Genomic DNA, 23,333 nt, shown 5'->3' with positions numbered 1-23,333 from the left:
AGGAAATCCCTGCCGGCTCGTGGTACGTAGGAGGTATGCGTAGGGCTGGTCTTCCATGGGAGCAGGTCCCCGATGAAGCGCTGCTGGCGGGCCTCATGACCGGCGATCCCGAGATTGCTGTGGCCTTCGTCCGGCGGTTCCAGCGCCGGGTCTTCGGCGTGGCCGTCGGCGTGGTCGGCGACGCCCAGCTCGCCGAGGACATCGCCCAGCAGACCTTCGAGCAAGTCTGTCGACACGCTCAGGTCTACGACCCACGCCGAGGGTCCGTGCGCACCTGGCTGTCGGCCATCGCGCACAACCAGGCGATCGATGCCCTACGTGCCCACAAGGCCACCCCGGTCGCCCCCGCCGACCTGGAGAACATGCTGGAGACCGTCACCGACACGCCGGAGCAGCACGCGCTCACCGCTGAGGCCGCGGCGGAACTGCGCCATACGGTCGCCGCGCTCCCGCGCGATCAAGCCCGCGCTGTGGTGATGGCTGGTATCTACGGGATGACGGCTCAGCAGGTCGCGGACTTCGAAAAGGTACCGCTCGGCACCGCCAAGACCCGAATCAGGGCCGCCATGGCCAAGCTGCGCGCGTCCCTCGCGACCGGACGGGTGGATCATGACTGACGACCGCGAACTCACCTGCGCGCAGCTCCAGGAGATCGGCGCGGAGATCGCGCTCGGCGTGCTGCCCGCCGAGGAGCAAGCCGCGGCGACGGCCCACCTCGAACGCTGCCCCGCCTGTCGCGCACACATCCACGAGCTGGCGCTCACGGCGGACGCGCTGCTGGACCTCGTGCCCGACAGCGAACCGCCGCCCGGCTTCGAGGACAGGGTGCTCGACCGCCTCGGACTGACGTCCGCGCGGCGCCCGGCCCGCCGCGAACGGTGGCGGCGGATCGCCCTCGCCGCGGCGGCAGCCGCAGCGGGCCTCGCACTGGGTGGAGGCGGTTGGGTGCTCGGCAGTCTGTCCAGCCAGCCCCTCCCGGTCGCGCCGATCACCTCCCCGGCGCAGCAACACCTGCTCACCGCCCAACTCACCAGTGGGGGACAATCGATGGGGCAGGTCTTCGTCTACACCGGGACCTCACCCTGGATGTACATGTCGGTGGACGCCGACGGGCACTCCGGCACCGTCCAGTGCCAGCTTCAGCGGGCCGACGGATCCATCGTCACGCTAGGTACTTTCACTCTCGACAGCGATGGCTACGGCTCTTGGGGCGGGCCCTACAAAGCCGGTGCAGCGCCGGTCACAGGTGTCCGCCTGCTCACCGCCAACGGCTCCGAACTCGCTGCGGCCACCTTCGTCTCGGCGACGGGTGGGAACTGGGCCCGATGAACGAACACCTCGAAGGCATGGAGCACCGTTTCGTGCTCTTCACCCCCTGGACGACATCGTCACCAAGTTCGCCACAGAGGTGACTGCCGACGAAGGAGAGGTGCGGGCTCTCCTGGCGGCTGACGAGATGTCCTGCTGGGCTGCCCGCCCCCGGAGCGGATGCTCAGCCTTCATGCACCGGCCCCACCGGGACCACCCCGCAAGAAGCCCGTTCGGCCAGGTCAACCGCGTGATCGAAAAGCAGACGGCTCCTGTACCCGATGCGCCCTTTTTGTCTCGACTTGCAGGAGTACATTGGTAGTTGACCGGGTGCATGACCTGCATCTGGTGGGTCATGCACGAGACCCAATGTGAACGGGTCGACATGATGACACCCAGAACACGTACAGACACGACGAGCACTCGCAAACGCCGCCGGACGACAAACATGCTGGTGGTAGCCATAGTCACACTGGGCGTCGGAACGGCGGGCGCCTGGTCCGGACAGGGTGGGCACAATGCTCGGCCTGCAAGCGCCGCAGCGCCTTCCGCGGTATCGACCGCACCAGCCTCCACCAGTGCGACAAACACACTTGATCCCGCCGTGACCGTCCATTCCAGCAAGCTGGGGCAGATCCTGGCCGGAGCCGGCGGCAACACGCTCTACCTGTTCGCGCGGGACACGACGAGCACGTCGACCTGCTACGGACGCTGCGCCAGCATATGGCCCCCGCTGCTCACCACCGGCGCCACGGCCGGCCCGGGGGTCAACAGCAGCCACCTCGGTACGACGACGCGTGCCGATGGTACCGTGCAGGTCACCTACAACGGACACCCGCTGTACTACTACATGGGTGACACCAAGCCCGGTGACGTCACCGGTGATGGCATCTTCTCCTGCGGCGCCCTGTGGTACGCCATGAGGCCATGAATCGGACAGGCGGCCGAGCACGCCAATGTGACATAGGGAGAGCTACCTTGGCTGATGCCGTGCTGGGTGCCAACAAGGCGTTCCCGCCAGTCAGCGCTCGCGATGCTCCTGGCGGGAGGCGGTGCGACGAATCGACTTGTCAAATACCGGCCGGGCGAGATCGCAGGCCTCGTTGGCTGGTGTGAGTGCGGCTGGGCCGGGGTGGCGCAGGCCGGGACTGCCTCCGGCCTCCGACGAGGACCTGCAGGCCTGCGTCGTCGAGCAACTCGGCACCTGCGACGGTGTCCTGATCGGCGGTGGAGGCCAGTGGCCTCCACCGCCCGAAAACGTCGCCGGCTCCCCGCTCGCCAGAAGCGCACCTCGGCAAGGCGGTCAAACGCGCAGAGTCCATCGAGGAGCACCAAGCGCGCCGACGTTGATCGCCGAGCTCAGACCCTGGTGCTCTGCCAGGGGGTGAACGCGTTGGTCACTGAGGACATCGCCGGACGCAGGTCCGGGAAGTGGCGCAGCAGTACCGAGCTCATGCTGTTGTTCTCGACCCAGTCCAGCCCGGTGCGCGTGTACACCTGGGGGCTGTAGTCCCTGGTGAGGAAGCGGTCGCTGTTCAGGCGGCGCGATGCCATCAGGATGAAGATGCGGAAGGCGGTGTCGCTGAAGGCGAAGCCCTTGGGCCGGGGTTCGGCGAACATGCCGACCATCAGGTCCACGCGCTCGATGTCGCCCTCGTAGATCCGGCTCAGTTCCCTGGCCCAGGCCCGGTCCGGCGTCAGCGACTCGAAGTCCTTGGCGGGCTTGAGGTGGAGCAGGCGCCGGAACTCGTTGTACCTGGGCACGCCCAGTTCGCGGATGCGCAGGATGTCGACGGCGCCCAGGTCGACCAGCTTTCCGTCTGGCCGCTCGAACTCCTGCAGGTACCTCGGGTAGTTGTGCAGTGTCACCAGCCCGGGGTACGCCGTGCCGAACGAGTAGAAGAGGTCGGTCAGCGAGTGCTTGGCCAGGAGCTCGTAGGCGTGCGGCCCGGCCAGTTCCCGGAAGTTCGCCTCCTGCAGCAGTGTGTCGTCGGTGGCGGAGCGGAACGACCAGTCATCGCGGATCAGCGGGTGCATCCGGTACACCGCCGTGAACTCCTCGGTGAGCGTGTAGGGGACGCCGAAGTGGTCCGTCCTGCCTCCGACGATCCCACTGAGCACCTCGCTGCCACTGAGACGGCCCAGGAGCCGACGCAGCCGCTCGCCCTGGACGCCGTACCAGTTGGCCCGAAGTGCGGCGACGGTGGTCGGGTGGCTGATGACCGCCGGGGTCCACTCGACCGTGTGGATCTTGGCGATGAGAGCGGCATTGATCAGCCGGGCCCGCTGGAAGAGCTGTTCGTCCGTCCACTGCGGGTAGTCCTCGTACAACTGGTCGCAGATGGCGTTGTGTTCCAGGATGAACAGACGGTGCATCATGGCCAGGCCGAGCCAGAACCCTGGAGTCTTCGCCGGATCCTGGCCCTGGTCGTCGGTGGTCATCGCGCCGTTGCCGGGCACCCGCAGCTTCCCGCCCTCACCGGTGCGCAGCCCTCGCTGCTCCTCCAGGCTGTCACCGTAGATCTGGGATGCGTCCCACCAGTGGGTGTTCTCGTTGATGTAGGTAGGGGGCCGGCCGTCGCCGGCCGGTCTGGTCCGGTCGGGGATGGTGCGCGGTACCAGCATCGGGCGGGTCGGCCAGGGATCGTCGTCGACCAGCTCGATCGTCCAGGGATCCTCCATGGTGCCCTGACCGTGGCTGAACCAGTCACGGATCATGAACTGCAGCCAGGCGGCGACCAGTGAGTTGACCGACTCCGCGGGCACGAACTGGTGCCGCGTGAGCAGCGCTCGGCTCACCTCGCGGGGGCTCGGCGAGAGGATCTGCGGTTCGGGCTCGGGGTAGGTCCGCTCGGGCGGCACGTTGCGGCCGAAGCGCGAACCGGCCATACCCATCCGGGGGTCCGCGAAGTCGTTGTAGGTGCCATCGGCCGAGCGCTCGGTGGTGTCGCGGGCCCGGCGAGGTTGGATCTGCGGCAGGTCCTTCGCGGGATAACCGGCGGTGTCGAAGAGGTTCTTGCGGCGCAGCAGGTTCCGCAGGCCCAGCAGGGTCGCCAGGCCGAGCGGCGTGGGCAGGCGGTCCCAGCCGATCTTGTGGTCGACGACCAGCGCCAACCGCTCGTACGCCCGCAGGAAGAACGCGGGCTCGGGTCGGTCGGCGGACCTGGCCGCCTGCGGACTGCCTTGGGGGGTGGGCTGATTGGCCATGCTGGCCTTCTCCTGTCAGGGGTGTGTGTGATCGGGATTCGGGCCGTAGGTCCTGCTCGGTCGAAGGCCGGCGTCACCGGGTGCGTACAACGTCTGCCTGGCGGCCTCGGGGCGTGCGGACGGAACGGCCGTTCGCGGCGGCATCCTCGAGCATCACCGCGCTCGCCTTCTCGGCGATCATGTAGACGGCCGTGACGATGAAGAATCCCGGGATCCGAGGGAAGACCGAGGCGTCGACGACGCGCAGGCCCTTGGTACCGAGGACGCGGAAGCGGCTGTCCACCACGGCCATGGGGTCGTTCCCGGCTCCGATCCGCGCCGTACCGCAGGGGTGGTGCCCCCACGCCTGGTCACGGACGAAGCCGCGCAGGTCCTCGGGACTTCGGACGCCCGCCCCGGGCAGGACCTCACGCTCCACCAGCGCTCCGGCGCGCCGCATGACGTCGCGCGCCAACTCGATGCCGTGCACGACCGCGTCGAGGTCCTCGCCGAGGTGGTCGGTGCCCTCCTCGAAGTACCGGAACGAGATCAACGGCGTGTCACGGGGGTCGGCGCTGCGCAGTCCCACCCGGCCGCCGGTGTTCCGCGTGTGGGCCTTGAGCACCGCCCAGGTGAAGTACCGCCTGTTGCGGAACAGTTCACCCGAGTAGCCGGGGTAGTAGCCGTGGAAGTACGCGGGCAGGCCGAAGAGGAACAGGTCGGGCGACGCCAGCTGCGGTTTCGACCTGGCCGTGATCGCGATGACTGCGCCGTTGGAGGTGTAGACGCCGTGACCGCTCTCCCACGCGGTGAGGCAGCGGTCCTCCGGAGCTCCCGGTACGGGCGGCTCGAACGTGCAGTCCTCGATCAGGGTGAACGCCTCGTCCATCTCGGAGACGACACCGACCTCGTAGCGGTCCTGCAGGTTCGAGCCGACCCCCGGCAGATCGAGTCGCACGGGCAGCCCGTGCCTGAGGAGTTCGGCGCGCGGCCCGATCCCGGAGAGCATCAGCAGCTGCGGCGTGTTGAAGGCACCGCCGGACAGGACCACCTCCCGGCGGACCCTGACCTGGGACAGTGGCGGCTGGGGCTCGGCCTCGGCGCCCGGATCGGCGCGGTACGCGTGTGGTTGAGCCAGGTACTCGACCCCCACCGCGGTCAGGTCCTCGTCGAGCAGGACGCGGGTGACGAGCGCGCCCGTGCGTACGGTGAGGCGGTCCGGGTGCCGTCGCTGCACGTCCCTGATGCGCTCCCGGACGCCGACGCGGTGTCCTCCGGACGTGGCCAGGGGGATCATCCACAGTCCACCGGGTGCGCCGCCCTCCACCCGCCGGTCATTGGGGTCGAAGTAGGTGTCCAGCCGTTCGAGGAGGGTGAGTGGACGTCTGAGCGTCGTGGCCAGTGCGGCCTCCGCGGCGGACACGACGACTTTGAGCAGCTGTGGGTCGCGCAGGGCCAGCCGCGGGTCCGCGAGGGACGTCGAGAGCCAGCCGTCGAAGCCGTGGCCGCTCTTGTTGACGAACGCGGCCGAGATCAGCGGAAGGCGTTCCAGGACGGCGGCGAGCAGCCGGTTCCGGGGCAGGAGCCGCGGGCGGTCGACGTACGTGCAGCGTTCGAGCTTCTGGAACCAGCGCCTCATCCGGGGACTGGCCCACGAGGGGTCGCCGGTCAGCCGGGCGATGCCGTCCCAGTCCGCCGCGTGCGGGCAGACCGTGATCATGGCGTTGTGGGCGGAGCACCCGCCCAGCGTGCCGGCGCGGGGGTACCAGACGCCGTGGTGCTCGGCGACGTACTTGTCGTCGCGCCGCTGCCGCTCCTCGTCGTCCCAGTGCCGCACATAGAAGTCCCACCGCAGGCGGGGGTCCTCGGTCGCCTGACCGTGGAAGGCCGGGACGGTGGTGTCGAGGCCCTCGTCCGCACCGCCCGCTTCGAACAGCAGCACGTGGTAGCCGGCTTCGGCGAGGTTCGCCGCCAGCGGCCCGCCGCCTGCTCCCGATCCGACGACGACGAAGTCGAACTCCTCGTTCGCGTCCGGCGGGTCGGGCGCGGCCGAGGTGGACCGTCCCTGTGACGCGTTCATCGCGACGGTTCCCGCGCGAGGAAGGTCAGCGCGACGTTGACGGAGGAGATCGCCGTGGCGATCGCTGCCGACCGGGGCGGCAGGTCGCCGTTCTTCCCCGCTCGGGCGGCCGCGAGCGCGTCGCTCGTGTGGATGAACGTCCCGCGGAGCAGCGCTCGGTTGAGTTCCGCGCCGTCCTTGACGAGGAAGAGTTCGGCGCCCAGAAGCACCGTCCGCACGCCGAAGAGCCGGAGCGTGTACGTCACGCCGCTGTCGCGGCCGGTCTCGATACCGAGCCGCTTCGCCAGGGTGTTCGGGGCCAGCAGAGCCATGGCTCCGTTGACGAGGCGGATGCCGGCCAGGCCGTATCGGGCGATCTCGTGCATGTGCACCACGTCTCTCATCGGATGAATTCCGGAATACGCATGTAGTCGTGCTCAACGTCATCATCGATCTGCTCAAGTCGCCACTGGGAAAGGGCCGAATGTGTGACGCGGTGCGGTGCGGGCGGTGGCTTGTGACTTCTTGGTACTTCGTTGGCGATCCTCATGGTTTTGCGCACCCGGGTGCTCGTGGATCAGACTGATTTCGCCAGGTCGGGTGCACAGGGTGCGCAACGCTGACGGAGACGTTGTGATGGACGCAACGGATGAAGATTCAAATTCCCGGAACGGCTCGGCGGAGAACGGCTACGACCGTCAGGACATTCGCCTCGCCGTGGTGCTGAACGGTGGTGTGAGCCTCGCTGTCTGGATGAGCGGTGTAACGCTGGAGCTGCACAGGCTCGCGATGGCGCGTCATCGGGAGCAGGCGCCCTACCAGCCGCTGCTCGACCTGCTGCAGGCCGATGCGCGCGTGGACGTCATCGCCGGAACGTCGGCAGGCGGGATCAACGGCGCCTTCCTCGCCCTCGGGCTCGCCCAGGATCGGGACATCGACCGACTGCGGGACCTGTGGCGTGATCACGGCAGTCTGGAGCTGCTGTTGCGCAGCCCGCTCGACAAGGACCCGCCGTCCCTCCTCCAGGGGGACGGTTACTTCCTCCCGACACTGAAGACGGCCCTCACCGGGATCCTTGCCGCCGAACCCGCCGGAGACGGTGTCGGCCACCCGGTCGAACTCATCCTCACCGGAACCCTCTGGGAGGGCCGGACGACGCCGTTCACCGACGACCTGGGGGCTCGGATCACCGAGGTGGACCACGACGCGCTCTTCAGGTTCGCCAAGCCCGTCGATGGCCGACCCGGCGTCGCGGACCTGTCAGACAAAGACATCGTCACGAAGTTGGCGGCCGCTGCCCGCTGCACATCCTCCTTCCCGGGGGCGTTCGAGCCGCACTGGGTGGAGGTCGATGGCTCTCCCACCACCGGGGACGGACCATGGCCGTCGGCCGCGGGCGGTGCCAACTTCCGCCAGTCGCAGTACGTCCTCGACGGCGGTGTGCTGCTCAACAAACCCATCCGCCCGGCGCTGGAGGCCGTGTACCGGCAGACTGCGGGAATCCAGGTGCGCCGAGTGCTCGCCTACGTCGTGCCCGACCCGTCCGGGCCGGTCGTCCTGCCCGCCAAGGAGAACCTTCCGCATGCCCGTGACGCCGTTCTCGGTGTGTTCACCCGACTGCGGTCGACCGACTCGGTGTCGCGTGAACTGGCCGAGATCCGCACCAACAACGAGGCGGTGCGCCTCCGGCGGCAGGTCAGGGACCGTCTCGCGGCCGCGATGACGGACGCTGCTCAGGAGCTGTCCGAGCAGGCGTGGAGCGGGTACGTCGATGTCCGCGTCGACCATGCCGCGCGAATCATCGGAGGACTCATCGCCGCGGGCCAGGCGGAGGGAGAGAAGGCATGGAGCCGGCTCGAACTGGTCGAGGTGGTACAGGGGGTGCTGCGGCGGAGGCGGGGCAAGGACGGTTCGTTCATTCCCGCAGACACCTTGGATGCGGCTCTGAAGCGGACGGGCGAGCAGTGGGACTGGGGTGTGACGACCGTCGAGCGGCTGGCGGACATGGCCGTCGACGTGCTGAGGCGGGCAGTCCGGTTGGCTCCGATGGGACGACCCGAGCGTGCGGAGATCATCGAAGCCCGTCGCAGGCTGAGGCCCGCGCTTGAGGGGATCCGGGCGAAGCGGCGCGAACTGGACGAGTACTGGGCGGGATCGGCGGCCACGGCGATGCCGGGCCGCATCGCGCAGGGATCCGGCGAGGCGACGAACAAGCGGGAGCTGGAGACGTGGCTCGAGGGAGTCGTCAAGTGCGGCAGCCGCGAGTACGACCCGGGGTGGCCGTACAAGACGGCCCGTGAGATCGCCGGGGTGCTGCGGGCCTGCGCCCCGGCTGTCGCCGACGTGGCCGGGATTCGGCGGCCCGTCGAGTCCGACCACCTGGACAGCCGGCGCCTCAGCGACCTCCACGACTACCTGTTCGGCTCGGCCGGGGGACCGCGATTTACACGGGGGCTGCTGCGGCACAGGCTCCCGTCCGAGCACGGGGTGCTGCAGCGCATGCTCCGGCTCGATGTCGTCCAGCTGGCCTTCTCAGGCGCCAGCCAGGACGTCGAACAGGAGGTGGAGCTCGTCCAGTTCTCGTCCACGGACCCGCATCTGTTGACGGGTACGCAACTCCACCACTTCGGTGCGTTCTACCGTCCGTCCTGGAGGGTCAACGACTGGCTGCGCGGGCGCGTGGACGGTGCTGAACACATCGTGCGCATGCTGCTCTCGTCCGACCGGCTCAGACAGCGTGCCGCGGTCGTGGTCGACAGCCGGTCGACTTCGGCCGCGCAGATCGACGCGAAGCGCGGACAACGTGTGGGTCAGCTGCTCGAGGAGATCCACAGATGTGCCACCTACCCCGGGCCGGAGAGCCCGGACGGCGGTTGGCTTGAGACGGAGTGGGCGAAGTACCGGGGTCAGTGCGAGAAGTACCTGAGGAGCATCGTCACCGAGGTCCACGTGGGCCCGTCCCGATGGAAACGCTCGGCGCAGGACGCGAGCCGGACGGGGCGGGACGGAGCAGCGGTCGACCTGGACGGGCTCCAGGCATGTATCAAAGTGATCAGCCAGGCCATTCGGGCCGACATCCTCCGACAGGACCTCGACACGCTGGCGACCGCGATCAGCGGTGAGCCGGGCAACGACCGTACCCCCGGGGAGAGGAGCTGGCTGAGCAGCTACGAGGAGAGGAAGAAGGACGCCGCTGGGGACGACCTCCCGGCCGAGGCCCTGCTGGACCTGTGGGAGGAGGCCGACCGGATCGGCAAGGAGCTCATCTCGCACGACGTGGGCAGCGACACCTTCGCCCGCACGCTCTCCCAGACGGCGGCGGTCGCCGTGAGCACCGCGACCGCTCAGAATCCCGCGTCGGTCATCGGGTTCCGCCAGGTGAAGCCGGTCCACATGGTCCTCGCGGCCCTCCGTGGCTACACCCTCACGGTCTGGGGGATGGTCACCTTCCTCACCCGCCGGAGCTGGTTCGCCGCCAACGCGGTGAATCTCGCTCTGGCCGTCGGCGGGGTGCTCCTGGCCTCGGCCCTCTTCGTGCCCGGCCTGCCCACGGCGTTCCCGGTCGCCGGAGCCTTCCTCCTGCTGGCCGGGGCCTCCGCATCAGCCCTGCTGATCAGGCCTCCTCAGAAGCCGGCACCGGGGTCCGACGGGGGGAAGACGCCGGCGGACAACGGGAGGACCTCGGAGGGGTATGAAAAGACGAAACTGCTGGCACGGGGCGCCCATCGGGTGGGATGGCGCCTCGCCACCATTGCCGTACTCGCCCTCGGCGTAGCCGCCTACCTGGCCTGGGACTCGGTGAAGGGCCACGTGGCCGGGGCCGTGCTGAGCGGACTGTTCAGGATCGGGGTGGGCCTACTCGTCGTCCTGGTCGGGTGGTGGGTGTCCCGAGCCCAGCGCTGGGAGCGGAAGCAGGAACCGAAACAGAAGTATCCCGAACCGCGACCGGAAGCCGTGGCTGCCGACGATGGGCACCAGGCCGAACAGGCGGAGGCGCGGGCCGCAACCGCGCCACGGGAGGCGGCCGACGGTGCTGCTTCCGGGGATCGCAGCTGAGGAGCCACCAGGCGCGGACTGATGCTGACTTTTTGCTGACTCATCTGCATCAGTGGATACAGCTCCTGGATGTTTACGTCGAATGCGGTGGTGACGGGTGCGTGGTCGGACCAGCGCCCGGCGTGGGTGGCGGCGCTCTCGACGTAGGCCTCGACGGCCTTGGCGGCGGTGCCGGGTCTTGTGCGGGTGATGCAGCCGGTTGGTGGACATCGCCCCGACGCGAGCGTGACGGGCCGGTCCTGGCGCCGGAGTTGCCCGTAGGGTGACCTGCGCCACACTCGTGGCGATCCGGGGCGAGGAGCCCGCCGCAGCAAGGAGGGTCGGATGTGAGGACCGGAACCGATCGGCCCGCCGGTACGGGCGTCCACGGGCCGGGCCGGGCCGGCATTCCGCAAGGGCACCTGCGCACCGACCGCTGGTGGCTCCCGCGACTGGCCACGGTCGCCGGCCTGCTCGCTTTCGTGGGCTACGCGACCTGGCGAGCCTTCGACGGGACGCACTACTACGTGGCGCCGTACGTCTCCCCCTTCTACTCGCCCTGCCTGGCCGCGAACTGCGTGAGCGTACGAGGCGGGGCTGACTGGGCGTTGTTCGGAAGCTGGTGGAGGCTGTCGCCCGCGCTGCTGGTGCTGGTCTTCCCCCTGGGCTTCCGGGTCACCTGCTACTACTACCGCAAGGCCTATTACCGTGCGTTCTGGTCCTCGCCGCCGGCCTGCGCGGTGGCCGAGCCGCACGCCCGCTACGGCGGCGAGACCCGGATGCCGTTGATCCTGCAGAACGCCCACCGGTACTTCTTCTACCTGGCTCTCCCGTTCGCCGCGATCCTCACCTACGACGTCGCGTTGGGCTTCCGTGACGCCTCCGGTGCGTGGGGACACGCAGGGCTCGGCAGCTTCGTCCTGCTGGTGAACGTCGCCCTGATCTGGGCGTACACGCTGTCCTGTCACTCCTGCCGGCACAGCCTCGGCGGACGGCTCAAGCACTTCTCCAAGCATCCGGTGCGCTACCGGATGTGGCTGACCGTCAGTCGTCTGAACGCTCGCCACATGCAGCTCGCGTGGTGCTCACTGGCCTCCGTCGCAATGGCCGACCTGTACGTGTACCTGGTGGCGTCCGGGGCCTTCACCGACCCCACCCTCTGGTGAGCTGAGAGGACATGCGCATGGCTGAACTCGAGCGGCACGGCTGCGACGTGGTCGTGGTGGGCGCCGGTGGGGCGGGTCTGCGGGCCGCGATCGCGGTGCGCGAGCAGGGGCTGCGGGTGGTGGTGATCTGCAAGTCGCTGCTCGGCAAGGCGCACACGGTAATGGCCGAGGGTGGGATCGCCGCCGCGATGGGCAACGTCAACAGCAACGACAACTGGCAGGTGCACTTCCGCGACACCATGCGCGGTGGGAAGTTCCTCAACAACTGGCGTATGGCCGAGCTGCACGCCAAGGAGGCGCCGGAGCGGGTCTGGGAGCTGGAGACCTGGGGCGCGCTCTTCGACCGGACCGAGGACGGCCGGATGGCTCAGCGCAACTTCGGCGGCCACGAGTACCCGCGCCTGGCCCATGTCGGCGACCGGACGGGCCTGGAGCTGATCCGCACGCTGCAGCAGAAGGTGGTCTCGCTGCAGCAGGAGGACCACCGGGCGTCCGGCCAGAAGGATCCGACACGGTACGAGTCCGGGCTGAAGGTCCTTCAGGAGTGCACGGTGACCCGGGTCATGAAGGACCGCGACCGGGTTGCGGGCGTCTTCGGCTACGACCGGGAGAGCGGGCGGTTCTGCGTCGTCGAGGCACCGGCTGTGGTGCTGGCGACCGGCGGGATCGGGAAGTCGTTCAAGGTGACCTCCAACTCCTGGGAGTACACCGGTGACGGCCACGCGCTCGCGCTGCTGGCCGGGGCGGGCCTGCTGCACATGGAGTTCGTCCAGTTCCACCCGACCGGCATGGTCTGGCCGCCGTCCGTCAAGGGCATCCTGGTCACCGAGTCGGTGCGTGGAGACGGTGGGGTCCTGCGCAACAACGACGGTCGCCGGTTCATGTTCGACTACATTCCGGAGGTCTTCAAGGGTCAGTACGCCGAGACCGAGCAGGAGGCGGACCGCTGGTTCGCCGACCCCGACCACAACCGCCGCCCGCCCGATCTCCTCCCGCGCGACGAGGTGTCCCGGGCGATCAACGCCGAGGTCAAGGCAGGCCGCGGCACCCCGCACGGCGGGGTCTACCTGGACGTCTCCACCCGGCTTCCGGCCGAGGAGATCACCCGTAAGCTGCCTTCGATGTACCACCAGTTCAGGGAGCTGGCGGACGTCGACATCACCCGCGAGCCGATGGAGGTCGGGCCGACCTGCCACTACGTGATGGGCGGGGTCGAGGTGGACCCGGACACCGCGGCCAGCCCCGCCGTCCCCGGCCTGTACGCGGCGGGCGAGGTGGCCGGCGGAATGCACGGGTCCAATCGCCTCGGCGGCAACTCGCTCTCCGACCTGCTGGTCTTCGGCCGCCGGGCCGGGCTGCACGCCGCCGAGTACGCGCGCGGCCTGGCAGACCGTCCGGCGATCGACGGGGCGCAGCTGGAGGAGGCCGTGCGGGAGGCGGTGGCGCCGTTCGACACGACGCGGGGCGCGGGCGGGTCGGTGGAGAACCCGTACGCCTTGCACCGGGAGCTCCAGCAGACCATGAACGACCTGGTCGGCATCGTTCGCCGCGAGGGCGAGATGCGACAGGCACTGGAGAAGCTGGCCGAGCTCAGGGAGCGCGCGGCCCGTACGGTGGTCGAGGGTCACCGGCAGTTCAACCCCGGCTGGCACCTGGCCCTGGACCTGCGCAACCTGCTGCTGGTCTCCGAGTGCGTGGCTCGCGCCGCGCTCATGCGCACCGAGAGCCGTGGCGGCCACACCCGCGAGGACCGGCCCGGCATGGACCGGGAGTGGCGGAAGGTCAACCTGGTCTGCCGGTACGGCGGGGACGGGATCGAGGTGGCCCGCGAGCGGAACGGGGTGGCCCGGCCCGATCTGCTGGCGCTGTTCACGCGCGAGGAACTGGCGAGGTACCTGACGGCCGAGGAGCTGTCCGAAGGAGTGCAGGAATGACGTACCACGCTGAGTTCCGGGTGTGGCGGGGTGACGTGTCCGGCGGCGGCTTCACCTCGTACCGGATCGAGGTCCACGAGGGCGAGGTGGTGCTCGACCTGGTGCTCCGGCTGCAGGCCGACCAGGCGCCGGACCTCGCGGTCCGCTGGAACTGCAAGGCCGGCAAGTGCGGCTCGTGCAGCGCCGAGATCAACGGGCGGCCGCGGCTGCTCTGCATGACCCGGATGTCCGCGCTGCCGCCGGACCAGCCGGTGACCATCACACCGCTGCGGGCCTTCCCGGTGATCCGGGACCTGGTGACGGACGTGTCCTTCAACTACGCCAAGGCGCGCGAGATTCCGAGCTTCGCGCCGCCGCCGGGCCTCCGGGCCGGCGAGTACCGGATGCGGCAGGAGGACGTCGAGCGCTCGCAGGAGTTCCGCAAGTGCATCGAGTGCTACCTGTGCCAGAACACCTGCCACGTGGTGCGTGATCACGAGGAGAACAAGGACACCTTCGCCGGGCCGCGCTATCTGATGCGGATCGCGGAGCTGGACATGCATCCGCTGGACACGGTGGACCGGCAGACCGATGCGCAGGAGGTGCACGGGCTGGGTTACTGCAACATCACCAAGTGCTGCACCGAGGTCTGCCCCGAGCGCATCAAGATCACGGACAATGCGCTGATCCCGCTCAAGGAGCGGGTCGCGGACCGCAAGTACGACCCGCTGGTCTGGCTCGGCAGCAGGATCGGCCGACGCACCAAACCGGCGCGGTGAGCACCGGGCTCCGCGGCCTCGGGCGCGCCGCGGCCACGGCGGTGGCCCTCGCCATCGGTGTGAACCCGGCCCGCGAGGCGGCCCGACTGTTCCTCGCCCGGGGCCTGCGAGCGGGGCCTGCTGGCGGCGGATCCGGCTGCCATGGCGGACGTCGTGTACCGGGCCGCCGATGTGGGCGCGGCCATCGCCTCCGGCTCGTTCCGCACTGCCGGGACCCGACCGTCAGCCGAGCGCGCGCGACATGAATCCCCTGATGCCGATCGCCACGGCGACCACCGTGGCGAACAGCAGCACCAGGGTGTCCGTCCACAGGGGGATCGACGGGAGGCCGGGCAGCGTCACCGCTCGCAGGCCCTCGCTGACGTAGGTCAGCGGGTTCACCGTGGAGACCACCTGGAACCATCGGACGTGGCCGAGGGACGACCACGGGTACTGGACCGATCCGGTGAACGTCAACGGAGCCAGGACGAGCGAGAAGGTGACGCTGATCCGGTCCGGCGACACGACCGTGCCCAGCACCAGGCCGATACCGGCGCCGGCCGCCGAGCCGAGCAGGAGGACGAACAGCACGCCCGGCCAGGCAGTGAGCGGCCAGCCCGTGGTGTCCAGCACGAGGAAGCCGATCGGTGCCATGACCAGACCGGCGAACAGGCCGCAGAGGGTTCCGAACACCACCTTGGCCACTGCGACCAGGGGCCCCGGCAGTGGTGCGAGCAGCCGGTCCTCGATCTCGCCGGACCACGAGAAGTCCATGATCAGTGGCATCGCGGTGTTCTGCAGCGAGACGAGCAGTGCGTTGAGCGCCATGACGCCGGGCAGCAGCGTCGCACCGAAGTCGCCTCTGGTGTACCCGGCTTCGCCGAGGACCTTGCCGAAGACGAAGAACAGCAGCAAGGGCTGGACGATCACCTGCACGAGGAACGGGGCCGGCCGCCGGGTCGTGGTGAACACGTCGCGCCACAACACCGCGAGGAAGGTCCGGGTCACAGGACGGACGTCCTGCCACGGTCGCCGGTCGGTGGTGCCGGGGCTCCGATCCAGGTCGGCGGTTTCGGTCAGGGTGGTCATCGCAGCTCCCGTCCGGTCAGGTTGATGAACACGTCCCGGAGGCTGGGCCGGGCGATCGACAGGTCGACCAGGTCGGCTCCCGCGCCCAGGTCCACGACGGTGCGCAGCACGTCCGGAAGCAGGGCCGACGGGTCCTGGTCGGTGCGCACCCGGAAGCGGTGGCCGTCGTCGGCTCCCGGGTCGCCCGGCGGCGCGTCGTGCTCGGCGGCGTGGGCTCCGGGCAGCTCCGTCAGCGCGGCGACGATCCGGTCCGCCGGCACCCGCGGGCCGCGGAGCTGTGCGGTGATCGTGCTGTGGCCGGGGAGTGCCCCGGTCAGCGCGCGCGGGGTGTCCAAGGCCAGGAGCTTGCCGTGGTCGACGATGCCGACGCGGTCGGACAGGCTCTCGGCCTCGTCCAGGTCGTGGGTGGTGAGCACCACGGTGATGCCGCGGTCGCGCAGTTCGCGGATGCGCTGGTGCAGGAACAGCCGCGACTGGGGATCCAGTCCGGTCGACGGCTCGTCCAGGAACAGCACTTCGGGCGCGTGCATCAGCGCCCGCGCGATGACGACCCGCTGGGCCTGGCCGCCGGAGAGCCGCTCGACCCGTTGCCCGGCCTGATCGGTGAGCCCCATCAGGTCCAGCAACTCGTCGGCACGGCTGAGCCGCTCAGCCCGGCCGATGCCGTGGTAGCGCGCGTGGAAGAGCAGGTTCTGCCGCACGTCCAGGGAACGGTCCAGGTTCTGGCGTTGGGGCACGACCGCGAGCAACCGCTTGGCCGCGGCCGGTCGGGCCACCACGTCCGTGCCGAAGAGCAGGCATCGGCCCGAGGTCGGCAGGATCCGGGTGGTCAGCACGCCGACGGTGGTGGACTTCCCCGCCCCGTTCGGACCGAGCAGGCCGAAGACCGTGCCCCGGTCGACCGTGAAGCTCAGACCGTCCACGGCGGCCGGCGCGTGCGGGTGGTAGTGCTTGACGAGGCCGCTGACGGTGACGGCGTGGCTCATGCGGTTTCTCTCCCCTTCTCCCGTGCGATCCGGTTCTCGTGCGGTCCGGCTACAGACGGCCGCCGCTGTCGACGAAACCGATCAGATCCTGGATCCGGTCCAGCGCGGTCACCCCGTGCACGTCCTCGACGGCGCGGGAGACCACATGGCAGATCAGGTTGCGTTCCAGCTCACCGATGCCGAGGCGGTACATGTTGAGGTACAGCCAGTTGAGTACGACCCGGTACTGCTGGAAGGCCTGCCAGCCGCCGAGTTGGTCGGCCGCTGCCCGGTGGCCGCCGAGCGCCTGGTGGAACGGGCTGCGCTCGGACCACTCGCTCCAGGTCGAACCCCATGCCTCCGGGTCGCCGTTCTCGTCGGTGTTGAGCGTCAACTCCCCGGATTCCAGGAGCCCGGCAGCCTGGTTGCGGTAGCGGAGGAGGGTGTCCGGGAGGGCGCCGAACAGGATGACCTCGTGGTGGTCGGCGGCCGCGGTGATCTCGACGACCCGTTGCCGGAAGTGCTCCGCGTTGGCCTCGTAGACCCGGTCGAACCGTTCGCGCACGCCGTCGGGCATCTTCGCGATGAAGGCGTCGGCGTGTCCGCGGTAGGACATGTAACCGTACGTCACCGGCGGGAGGAACCGGTTCGCCACCGCGATGAACATGTCCACCGCGAGCGCCATCTTCGAACCGCCGCCACGGACCCAGTCGAGGATGTCGAAGACGATGTCGTTGGTGTCGACGTAGTAGTCGGCGAGCAGGTCCGCCGCGGTCTGCCCGCCGAGCACGTGCAGGCGCTGGTCGTGGGGCCCGGTCTCGACGGTGTTGTTGGGCGCCCAGGGCGTCAACGGCCCGCGTTCGCGCTCGTACCGGGCAAGCCGGACGTGCTGCGGGTGCGCGGCCCGCTCGTCCAGGGCCGCGGTGGAGGGAGACGCCCGCAGGTACTCCTGGAGGACGTCGGCGACGGCCGGTGCGACGACGTCGTCGAAGGTCTCGGCGCTCGCCCGGATCGGAATGCGGATGTGCGGCCCGCGCCGCCAGTGCGGCTGGAAGTACACCCTGGACACGGCAGGGGCCACGGCCGTGATGAAGGGGCGCACCGCGTCGAGCAGCAGATCGGTCCGGTCGCCGTCGTGGTGGAAGACGTTCACGCTGCGCCACGAGGACTCCGTCATTTTCCATCTCCTTGACAGTTCAGCTCGATCACGTACTCGGTCACTCGGGGCGCGCCCCTGTCGTCGACGACGGCGGTCTCCGGCTCCGGTGCGACCTCCTGGAACACCGCCGCGCAGGCCGGGTCCCTGGCCAGTCGCTCGAAGGCCAGCACGAGTGGCGGTGAGCCGATGTCGACGTACATCGGCTTGCGGGCTCGATCGCCGGCGAACGCACCCGCCGAAACGGCGCCCGTCCGCAGGACGGAGACGAAGAACCGGGGTGGGATGCCGTGCTCGGCCAGCCAGGTCACCAGCGTGAGTAGGAAGTCCGCATCGGACCGGCCGGCCCCGCGACGCGGGAGGGTACCCGGCTGGGCCACCCAGGTGGCACGCCGGAGCACCACGCGCCCGATGGCCAGCCGCGGTGCGTGCAGCACCCGGCCCTCCCCGCTGCCGGCGCTCGCGTCGTGCTGCAGCGGTTGGTCGGGCCGCAGCAGGATGGGGTTCTCGCCGAACGCCTCGATCAGCAACGCCATGACGGGCGGGAGCAGCCGCTCGTAGGACAGCCCGCCGTGGACGGGCCGGACGGCCGACCCGTTGTCGAACAGCACCGGAAGCCCGTCCTCACCCACGCCGACCGTCAGCCGGGCGGGCGGCGGGTAGTCGAGCCGGTCCGGCAGGGTGATCTCGCGCTGGTTGAGCGAGGTGTCCTGGGTCTGGGTGAACTCCGCGTACGTCGGCGCGGGCGGGTGCACCGGGTCGACCGGGAGCGGATCCGCCCCGACCTGGTGCAGCAGTCGGCGCACCTGGGACCGGCCCCGGCCGAAGCCGGAGTTCACCGCGTTGACGATCAACGCGGTGCCGTCGTGCTGGGCGTACACGGCGACCGACCCGGCCGGGCGCACCCAGGTCGGCAGTGCGTCGAGTACCTGCTCGATCCGCTGCCGGTCCGGCATCGCCCGCCGGATGCCGGCGATCAGACCGACCAAGTGGCGTACCTCCGCGACCGGGCTCGCCGCGAGGGTACCGGTCAGCCCGGTCATGTCGAAGGCGACGGCGCGGGGATGCAGCCGCATCGCCTCGCGCCCGTCGCGCACCAGTTCGGCGTAGAACCGGTCGAACGGCACCGGTGCTTCCGTGCCGAAGCGTTCCCGGACGAACGCGGCGATCGCCAGTTTGAAGGGCAGCGTGTGGTCGAAGACCGCGAGCAGCCGGCAGGCGACGGCCAACTCGTCGAGCGTGTCCCGCCAGGACGGCAGGCCCGCTTCGACCACGACGCCGGGGATGACCGACTGCTCGGTGACGACCTCCCGCAGCTCGCCGGTGATGCCGAGGGCCAGCAGCCGCTCGCGCAGCACCGGTCCGAGCGCGACCCGGACGGTTCCGTCCGCGTCCCGGTATTCGCGCAGCGCCTCCCGGACCGGGGCCAGCCCGGGAACGCGTTCCGCCAACTGCCCCAGCGGGTCGACCCCGTGTGCGTCGAGGTCGGGCCGGGCCAGGAGCAGACCGGACGCCAGGAGCGAGCGCAGGTATCCGGCCGCCTGCTCCGGCGGCGCGGGGAGACCCGCCGTCAACTCGGCCAGCGTCGGCTGACCGGCGGCGGCCCGCAGGCAGTGCCGCAGCGGTGGGGTGAGGGGCAGGGTGAGGAGTTCCTCGGCCGGTGCCGGGCCGAGGAACCGGACGCTGTCGGCCACCAGACGCGCGCTCGGGTTGATCCGGACCCTCGTCCCGGCCAGCCCGGCGGTCAGCGGGGTGAGGACCGACAGGTCGAGGTCGACGACCGATCGGGCCGGTGCGGTCGCGGTCCAGCGCAGCGCCGGCCCGTCCGGGACGAACCGGCCGAAGCCGCTGGCGGTGAACGTGCTGAACGGGCTGGTCTTGACGGCGGCGCGGGCCGCGTAGACGGCCAGCCGGATCAGCTCCTGCCGCCCGGGTTTGCGCCGGAGGACCTCGCGCAGGGTGGGGCTGGCGTGCGCGAGGCCCTGGTCGAAGCGGGGATCCGCGCCGATCTCGCGCAGGTTCGCGGCGATGGCGCGGTCCGCTTCGGCCAGCACGGTCGGCAACTGCGCGCGGTCAGCCCGGTACCGGCCCACCGCGTGGCCGAACTCGGCGATGTCCGAGGCGAGTTCGACGCCGAGGGCGGCGGCGACCGGGGGCTCGGCGAGCAGCCGCGCCGGATCGCGCAGCTGGTGCACGGTCCGCCGCAGCGCGACCAGCTTCGGTTTGGCGCCAGGGTCGGACAGCGCCCCGATCACGCCGTGGCAGCGGTCGGACAGCACCGCGGCGTCAGCCGTCAGCGCGGCCGCCGAGTGCGCCGCCGTCAGCAGGGCGTCCCGCAGCCGCTCGTCGACGAGCCGGTCGAGCACGGTGGCGGGCAGGCCCGCGACGCGTACGGCGAACGTGGTGGCGTGGCTGGTCATGGGAACGGGTGGGGGTGGGGGTTGAGGTCGGCGTCGGTCAGCGGGCGCGGTGCGTACCCGAGCCGGTGGGGCACCTCCCGCAGCCGGGGCAGGTCGGTGGTCCTCCGGTTGCGATGGCCGAAGGTCATGGGCAGCGCGCCGGGCACGATCACCTTCACGCAGTGCAGGTCGGCGGCCTCGTGCAGCGGCGAGGTCTGGTTGACGACCACGACGTCCATGCCGCCGGCCAGCATCCGGTCCAGGGCCTCGGTCAGGTCGTCCCGCAGGTCGGCGTGGAACGGCCAGGGGCCGCGGCCGAGTTGGTCCCAGCCGGTCCTGCGGTCGCCGGACAGCAGGAAGGAGAACCGGTCGAACGCCTCCGGGGTCGCGCTGCACAGCGAGTGGTCGGTCATGATGCGCACCAGATCGGGATCGGCGGCCATCCGCCGGGCCCGCTCGGCCTCGGCGGGGTACCTGCGCACCTCCTGTTCGACGATGGGGGCCAGTTCGCCGAGCGCGGTGAGCACGGCGGCGACCGGGTCCAGCGCCGATCCGCTGGTGCAGATGACCTGCGGCCGGGTGGCGTCGCCGGTGGTGTCCTGCGCCAGCACCCAGAACGCGGGGATCGCCTCGGTGAGCGTCATGTCGAAGACCCGCACCCGGTAGCCGGTGCGTTCGAGGCGCTCGACGACGAGCCCGACGCGCGGGTCGGGAGCCCGGGCGAGGTCCACCTCGGGGACCGGCATCCGGGCGTACCAGGTCATCAGGAACGCGTCGCGCTCGACGACCTCCAGGATCCCGTGCAGGATCGCCTCCTCCAGGCAGCCGCCGAGTGCGCAGCCGTTGGAGATCTCGAAGGTGAAGGGCTTGTCCGCCCGGACCCCCGGTTGCAGGGCCGTCCGGTAGTACGCGTAGGTCTCCGGGACGAGCACCGGCCGCGCCTGGCGGAACGAGTACGCCCACACCCAGGACACCACGGCGTCCTCGGTGAACGGCTGGTAGGGGCAGTCCGGCTCCTGGTACCGCTCCGGGGGGAACAGGCCGAGCGACCGCGGATCGAGGGCGTCCCCGGCGAGTTCCGCGTAGCTGCCGCGCACGGTCGTCCGCTTGCCCCAGGGCCATTGGCCGCCGAGCCGTTCCAGGGCCTCGGCGACGGCGGTGGCCCGGCAGGAGGCGAAGTCGCGGGTGCGCCCGAACCCGGCCTCGCCGTGATAGCCGTACTCGGCCAGGACGGCTTCGGCCAGCGGGAACAGCGAGTCGCGCAGGCCGGTGGGCGGGGCGACCACCCCGGTCTCGGCGTCCACGTACAGCTCGGTCAGCCGGGACTCGGAGAGTTCGCGGATCCTGCTGGCGTGCGCCTTCGGCTTGGGCCGCGGCAGCGGCGTGATCGCGGCCCGCGCGGCCGTGTCGTCGGGCAGCACGCCGCAGACCGCGCACAGCGGGTCCGGGAGGAACGAGTGCCGGGTCATGGACAGGTCGCGCAGGTCGAGGTACCAGCAGCAGTCCCGCGCGGCGCCCGAGTGCACCAGCTCGCGCACGGCGTCGGCGGCGAAGTCCGACAGCCAGTCGGACGGCCGGGTCGCGATCCGGCCGTCCTTGCGCAACTCGCCGGCCCACTGGTCGCGCCGGAGCGCGCCGGACCGCCGCGTCTGCAGGCACCAGACGCAGCCGGGCTCGCCGGGCCGGACGACCGGGCCGACCACGACCCGGTCGAGCTCCGTCCACACGGGCAGCCAGGGCTCGCCCCGGTCGTGCGCCGCGGACCAGTCGCCGGTGTCCCAGCCGTCGCGCGCCACCACCAGCATCGACGGCGGGCGCCGGGCGATGGCGTCGGCCAGCAGGCCGTCACCGAGTACCGCATCAGTCACGAGTTGCATCGTCCTCACCAGGTCAGCCGGAACTCGGGGCGCAGCCCGGCCGGGTGCTCCGTGCCGAAGTGCGCCATCAGCAGGGTCCGTTTCCGCCCCTCCAGGCCGAACCAGGAGTCCAGCAGATGGGTGAGCACGTCGTTCTGGATCCGGCTCGCCACGTCGATGGACGCGGCGGCGAGGCAGGCGCGGTGCAGCGCGGCACCGGCGGCCGCCTGTTGCACCCGGTACCAGCGGGCGCCGAACCGTTCCTCGGCGGCGTCGGCGTCCCCCACCGGCAGCAGCCATACGTTCGCCGTGCGGGCGCCCTGCTGGGTCAGCGCGGCCAGCGCGGCGTCCCGCAGCCGCTGCCGGGGGTCGCCCTCGCTCACCAGCTCCAGCTGGTGCTCGTCGGGGAGGTAGCGGTAGGCGCCGGAAGGGACGCCGGCCACGTCGGCGATGACGCAGTAGAACTCGACCAGGTTGGCCGGCAGGTCCCAGCGCGCCTGCTGACCGTAGGCGGTGAGGATCGTGGCCAACGCGTCGATCGACATGACCTCCCCGCTGAAGCCGCGCATGGCGGCGTGCCGGGTCCGCGTGCCGGCCGGCAGGTCCGGCTCCGCGAGCGGCAGGCTGATCCGCTTGCCCTCACCCGCGGGCGCGGCCGGCAGCGGTTCCGGGCCGGGGCGGCTCTCGGCGAGCACGGCCGCGTGGGCGCTGAACGCGCGCGGGAAGGCGGCCAGCGACGGACCGCCGAACGCGGAGGGCACCGGCGGGACCAGCTCGACGACCGCGTGCACCCCCTCCTCGCGCGGGTCGAGCCCCAGCAGTTCGGTGACGTCGGCGTCGGGGAAGCACAGCCGGGCCGAGGCGTTGTCGTCGCCCGCGACCGCCAGCGCCTGGGCCACCTGGATTCCCGCCTCCAGGCAGGCCAGGCGGTAGTACATCTCGCCGTACTTGGCGGCCAGCCGCCAGAACACACTGGTCTGCACCAGGACGGTGGCGGCCGGTCGGGACGCCACCCAGCTCCGGTAGTCACCCGAGCGCAGGCGCACCAGGTCGTGCCGGGCCGGGTCGTAGTAGTGGACGCCGGTGGGCACCTCCGAGTCGGGACCGGCGATCACGTACCACTCGGCGCTGTACCGGGCGCCGCCCGACGGCGTCGGGCGGCGGGTCACCAGCCACTGCAGCGGATCGTCGTCCGGGATGGCCTCGAAGCTGTCGGTGAAGGGCAGCATGTCCAGCGGGGTCAGCCACTGCGACCGGGTGATGCCGCCGAGGTCCGCGAGCAGCCTGCCCAGCCGGTGGCCGGACTTCTCCGGTGGCCAGGGCAGGGGGTGCCGCGGTGCGTCCGGGTAGCTCTTGACCACCCGGGGCGGGTACGCCTCCGGGTTCGCCACCTCGGTCGGGGTGTGCACGTCCTCCTGGTAGCGCCTTGCCGCGTCGCCCATG

At 70.6% G+C, this 23,333-nt stretch carries 16 protein-coding genes and 1 pseudogene; 7 read left to right on the top strand and 10 right to left on the bottom strand.

All coding sequences use genetic code 11. From position 1 onward, the window contains the following. Positions 1–35: 35 nt before the first annotated feature. The 3 genes from ACFQ87_RS10440 to ACFQ87_RS10430 all read left to right on the top strand — a co-directional run bounded on the left by ACFQ87_RS10440 (position 36) and on the right by ACFQ87_RS10430 (position 2,239). Positions 36–617: an RNA polymerase sigma factor gene (locus ACFQ87_RS10440; protein ID WP_380610228.1), complete on the top strand. Its 582-nt coding sequence runs from the start codon at positions 36–38 to the stop codon at positions 615–617. Beyond that, positions 610–1,329, top strand: coding sequence for a hypothetical protein (locus ACFQ87_RS10435; protein ID WP_380610227.1), 720 nt, complete (start codon positions 610–612; stop codon positions 1,327–1,329). Before ACFQ87_RS10440 ends, ACFQ87_RS10435 begins: the two co-directional genes overlap by 8 nt. 583 nt (positions 1,330–1,912) lie before the next feature. After that, complete coding sequence (locus ACFQ87_RS10430) at positions 1,913–2,239, top strand: hypothetical protein (protein WP_380610226.1); 327 nt, start codon at positions 1,913–1,915, stop codon at positions 2,237–2,239. Positions 2,240–2,667: 428 nt separating this feature from the next. On the opposite strand, the gene ACFQ87_RS10425 is transcribed toward ACFQ87_RS10430, so the two are convergent. The 3 genes from ACFQ87_RS10425 to ACFQ87_RS10415 all read right to left on the bottom strand — a co-directional run bounded on the left by ACFQ87_RS10425 (position 2,668) and on the right by ACFQ87_RS10415 (position 6,939). Beyond that, entirely contained in the window at positions 2,668–4,515 is a 1,848-nt protein-coding gene (locus ACFQ87_RS10425) for a peroxidase family protein (protein ID WP_380610225.1), read from the bottom strand. A gap of 73 nt (positions 4,516–4,588) precedes the next feature. Then, positions 4,589–6,574, bottom strand: a complete 1,986-nt coding sequence (locus ACFQ87_RS10420; protein ID WP_380610224.1) for a GMC family oxidoreductase — start codon at positions 6,572–6,574, stop codon at positions 4,589–4,591. Beyond that, complete coding sequence (locus ACFQ87_RS10415; protein WP_380610223.1) at positions 6,571–6,939, bottom strand: hypothetical protein; 369 nt, start codon at positions 6,937–6,939, stop codon at positions 6,571–6,573. The genes ACFQ87_RS10420 and ACFQ87_RS10415 overlap by 4 nt, the downstream gene beginning before the upstream one ends. 250 nt (positions 6,940–7,189) lie before the next feature. On the opposite strand from ACFQ87_RS10415, the gene ACFQ87_RS10410 reads away from it, so the two are divergent. Next, complete coding sequence (locus tag ACFQ87_RS10410; RefSeq protein ID WP_380610222.1) at positions 7,190–10,609, top strand: patatin-like protein; 3,420 nt, start codon at positions 7,190–7,192, stop codon at positions 10,607–10,609. Positions 10,610–10,686: 77 nt separating this feature from the next. Here ACFQ87_RS10410 and ACFQ87_RS10405 read toward each other — a convergent pair. Further along, positions 10,687–10,785: pseudogene (locus ACFQ87_RS10405) on the bottom strand (exodeoxyribonuclease III); the annotation flags it as partial. A gap of 150 nt (positions 10,786–10,935) precedes the next feature. On the opposite strand from ACFQ87_RS10405, the gene ACFQ87_RS10400 reads away from it, so the two are divergent. Genes ACFQ87_RS10400 through ACFQ87_RS10390 form a run of 3 tightly spaced genes read left to right on the top strand, consistent with a single transcriptional unit; the run spans position 10,936 to position 14,446 of the window. Beyond that, a complete protein-coding gene (locus tag ACFQ87_RS10400; RefSeq protein WP_380610221.1) occupies positions 10,936–11,754 on the top strand; it encodes a hypothetical protein in 819 nt (272 codons plus the stop codon). A 17-nt stretch (positions 11,755–11,771) separates the two neighbouring features. Then, positions 11,772–13,688: a fumarate reductase/succinate dehydrogenase flavoprotein subunit gene (locus ACFQ87_RS10395; RefSeq protein ID WP_380610220.1), complete on the top strand. Its 1,917-nt coding sequence runs from the start codon at positions 11,772–11,774 to the stop codon at positions 13,686–13,688. Beyond that, positions 13,685–14,446: a succinate dehydrogenase/fumarate reductase iron-sulfur subunit gene (locus ACFQ87_RS10390; RefSeq protein WP_380610219.1), complete on the top strand. Its 762-nt coding sequence runs from the start codon at positions 13,685–13,687 to the stop codon at positions 14,444–14,446. Before ACFQ87_RS10395 ends, ACFQ87_RS10390 begins: the two co-directional genes overlap by 4 nt. 222 nt (positions 14,447–14,668) lie before the next feature. On the opposite strand, the gene ACFQ87_RS10385 is transcribed toward ACFQ87_RS10390, so the two are convergent. Genes ACFQ87_RS10385 through ACFQ87_RS10360 form a run of 6 tightly spaced genes read right to left on the bottom strand, consistent with a single transcriptional unit; the run spans position 14,669 to position 23,332 of the window. Then, on the bottom strand, positions 14,669–15,514 hold the full coding sequence (locus ACFQ87_RS10385; protein ID WP_380610218.1) for an ABC transporter permease: 846 nt from the start codon (positions 15,512–15,514) through the stop codon (positions 14,669–14,671). Further along, a complete protein-coding gene (locus ACFQ87_RS10380) occupies positions 15,511–16,500 on the bottom strand; it encodes an ABC transporter ATP-binding protein (RefSeq protein ID WP_380610217.1) in 990 nt (329 codons plus the stop codon). The genes ACFQ87_RS10385 and ACFQ87_RS10380 overlap by 4 nt, the downstream gene beginning before the upstream one ends. A gap of 49 nt (positions 16,501–16,549) precedes the next feature. Further along, positions 16,550–17,656, bottom strand: a complete 1,107-nt coding sequence (locus ACFQ87_RS10375; RefSeq protein ID WP_380610216.1) for a thiopeptide maturation pyridine synthase — start codon at positions 17,654–17,656, stop codon at positions 16,550–16,552. Continuing rightward, complete coding sequence (locus ACFQ87_RS10370; RefSeq protein WP_380610215.1) at positions 17,653–20,055, bottom strand: lantibiotic dehydratase; 2,403 nt, start codon at positions 20,053–20,055, stop codon at positions 17,653–17,655. Before ACFQ87_RS10370 ends, ACFQ87_RS10375 begins: the two co-directional genes overlap by 4 nt. Further along, positions 20,052–21,902, bottom strand: a complete 1,851-nt coding sequence (locus ACFQ87_RS10365) for a TOMM precursor leader peptide-binding protein (RefSeq protein WP_380610214.1) — start codon at positions 21,900–21,902, stop codon at positions 20,052–20,054. Before ACFQ87_RS10365 ends, ACFQ87_RS10370 begins: the two co-directional genes overlap by 4 nt. Before the next feature lie 14 nt (positions 21,903–21,916). Next, positions 21,917–23,332, bottom strand: coding sequence for a nitroreductase family protein (locus tag ACFQ87_RS10360; RefSeq protein ID WP_380610213.1), 1,416 nt, complete (start codon positions 23,330–23,332; stop codon positions 21,917–21,919). Position 23,333 lies beyond the last annotated feature (1 nt).

Origin of the sequence: Kitasatospora sp. NPDC056531 (genome assembly GCF_042794375.1) — a bacterium.
Lineage (GTDB): Bacteria > Actinomycetota > Actinomycetes > Streptomycetales > Streptomycetaceae > Kitasatospora.
The sequence above is the reverse complement of the archived record's forward strand: the minus strand, read 5'-3'. Positions and strand labels throughout refer to the sequence as shown.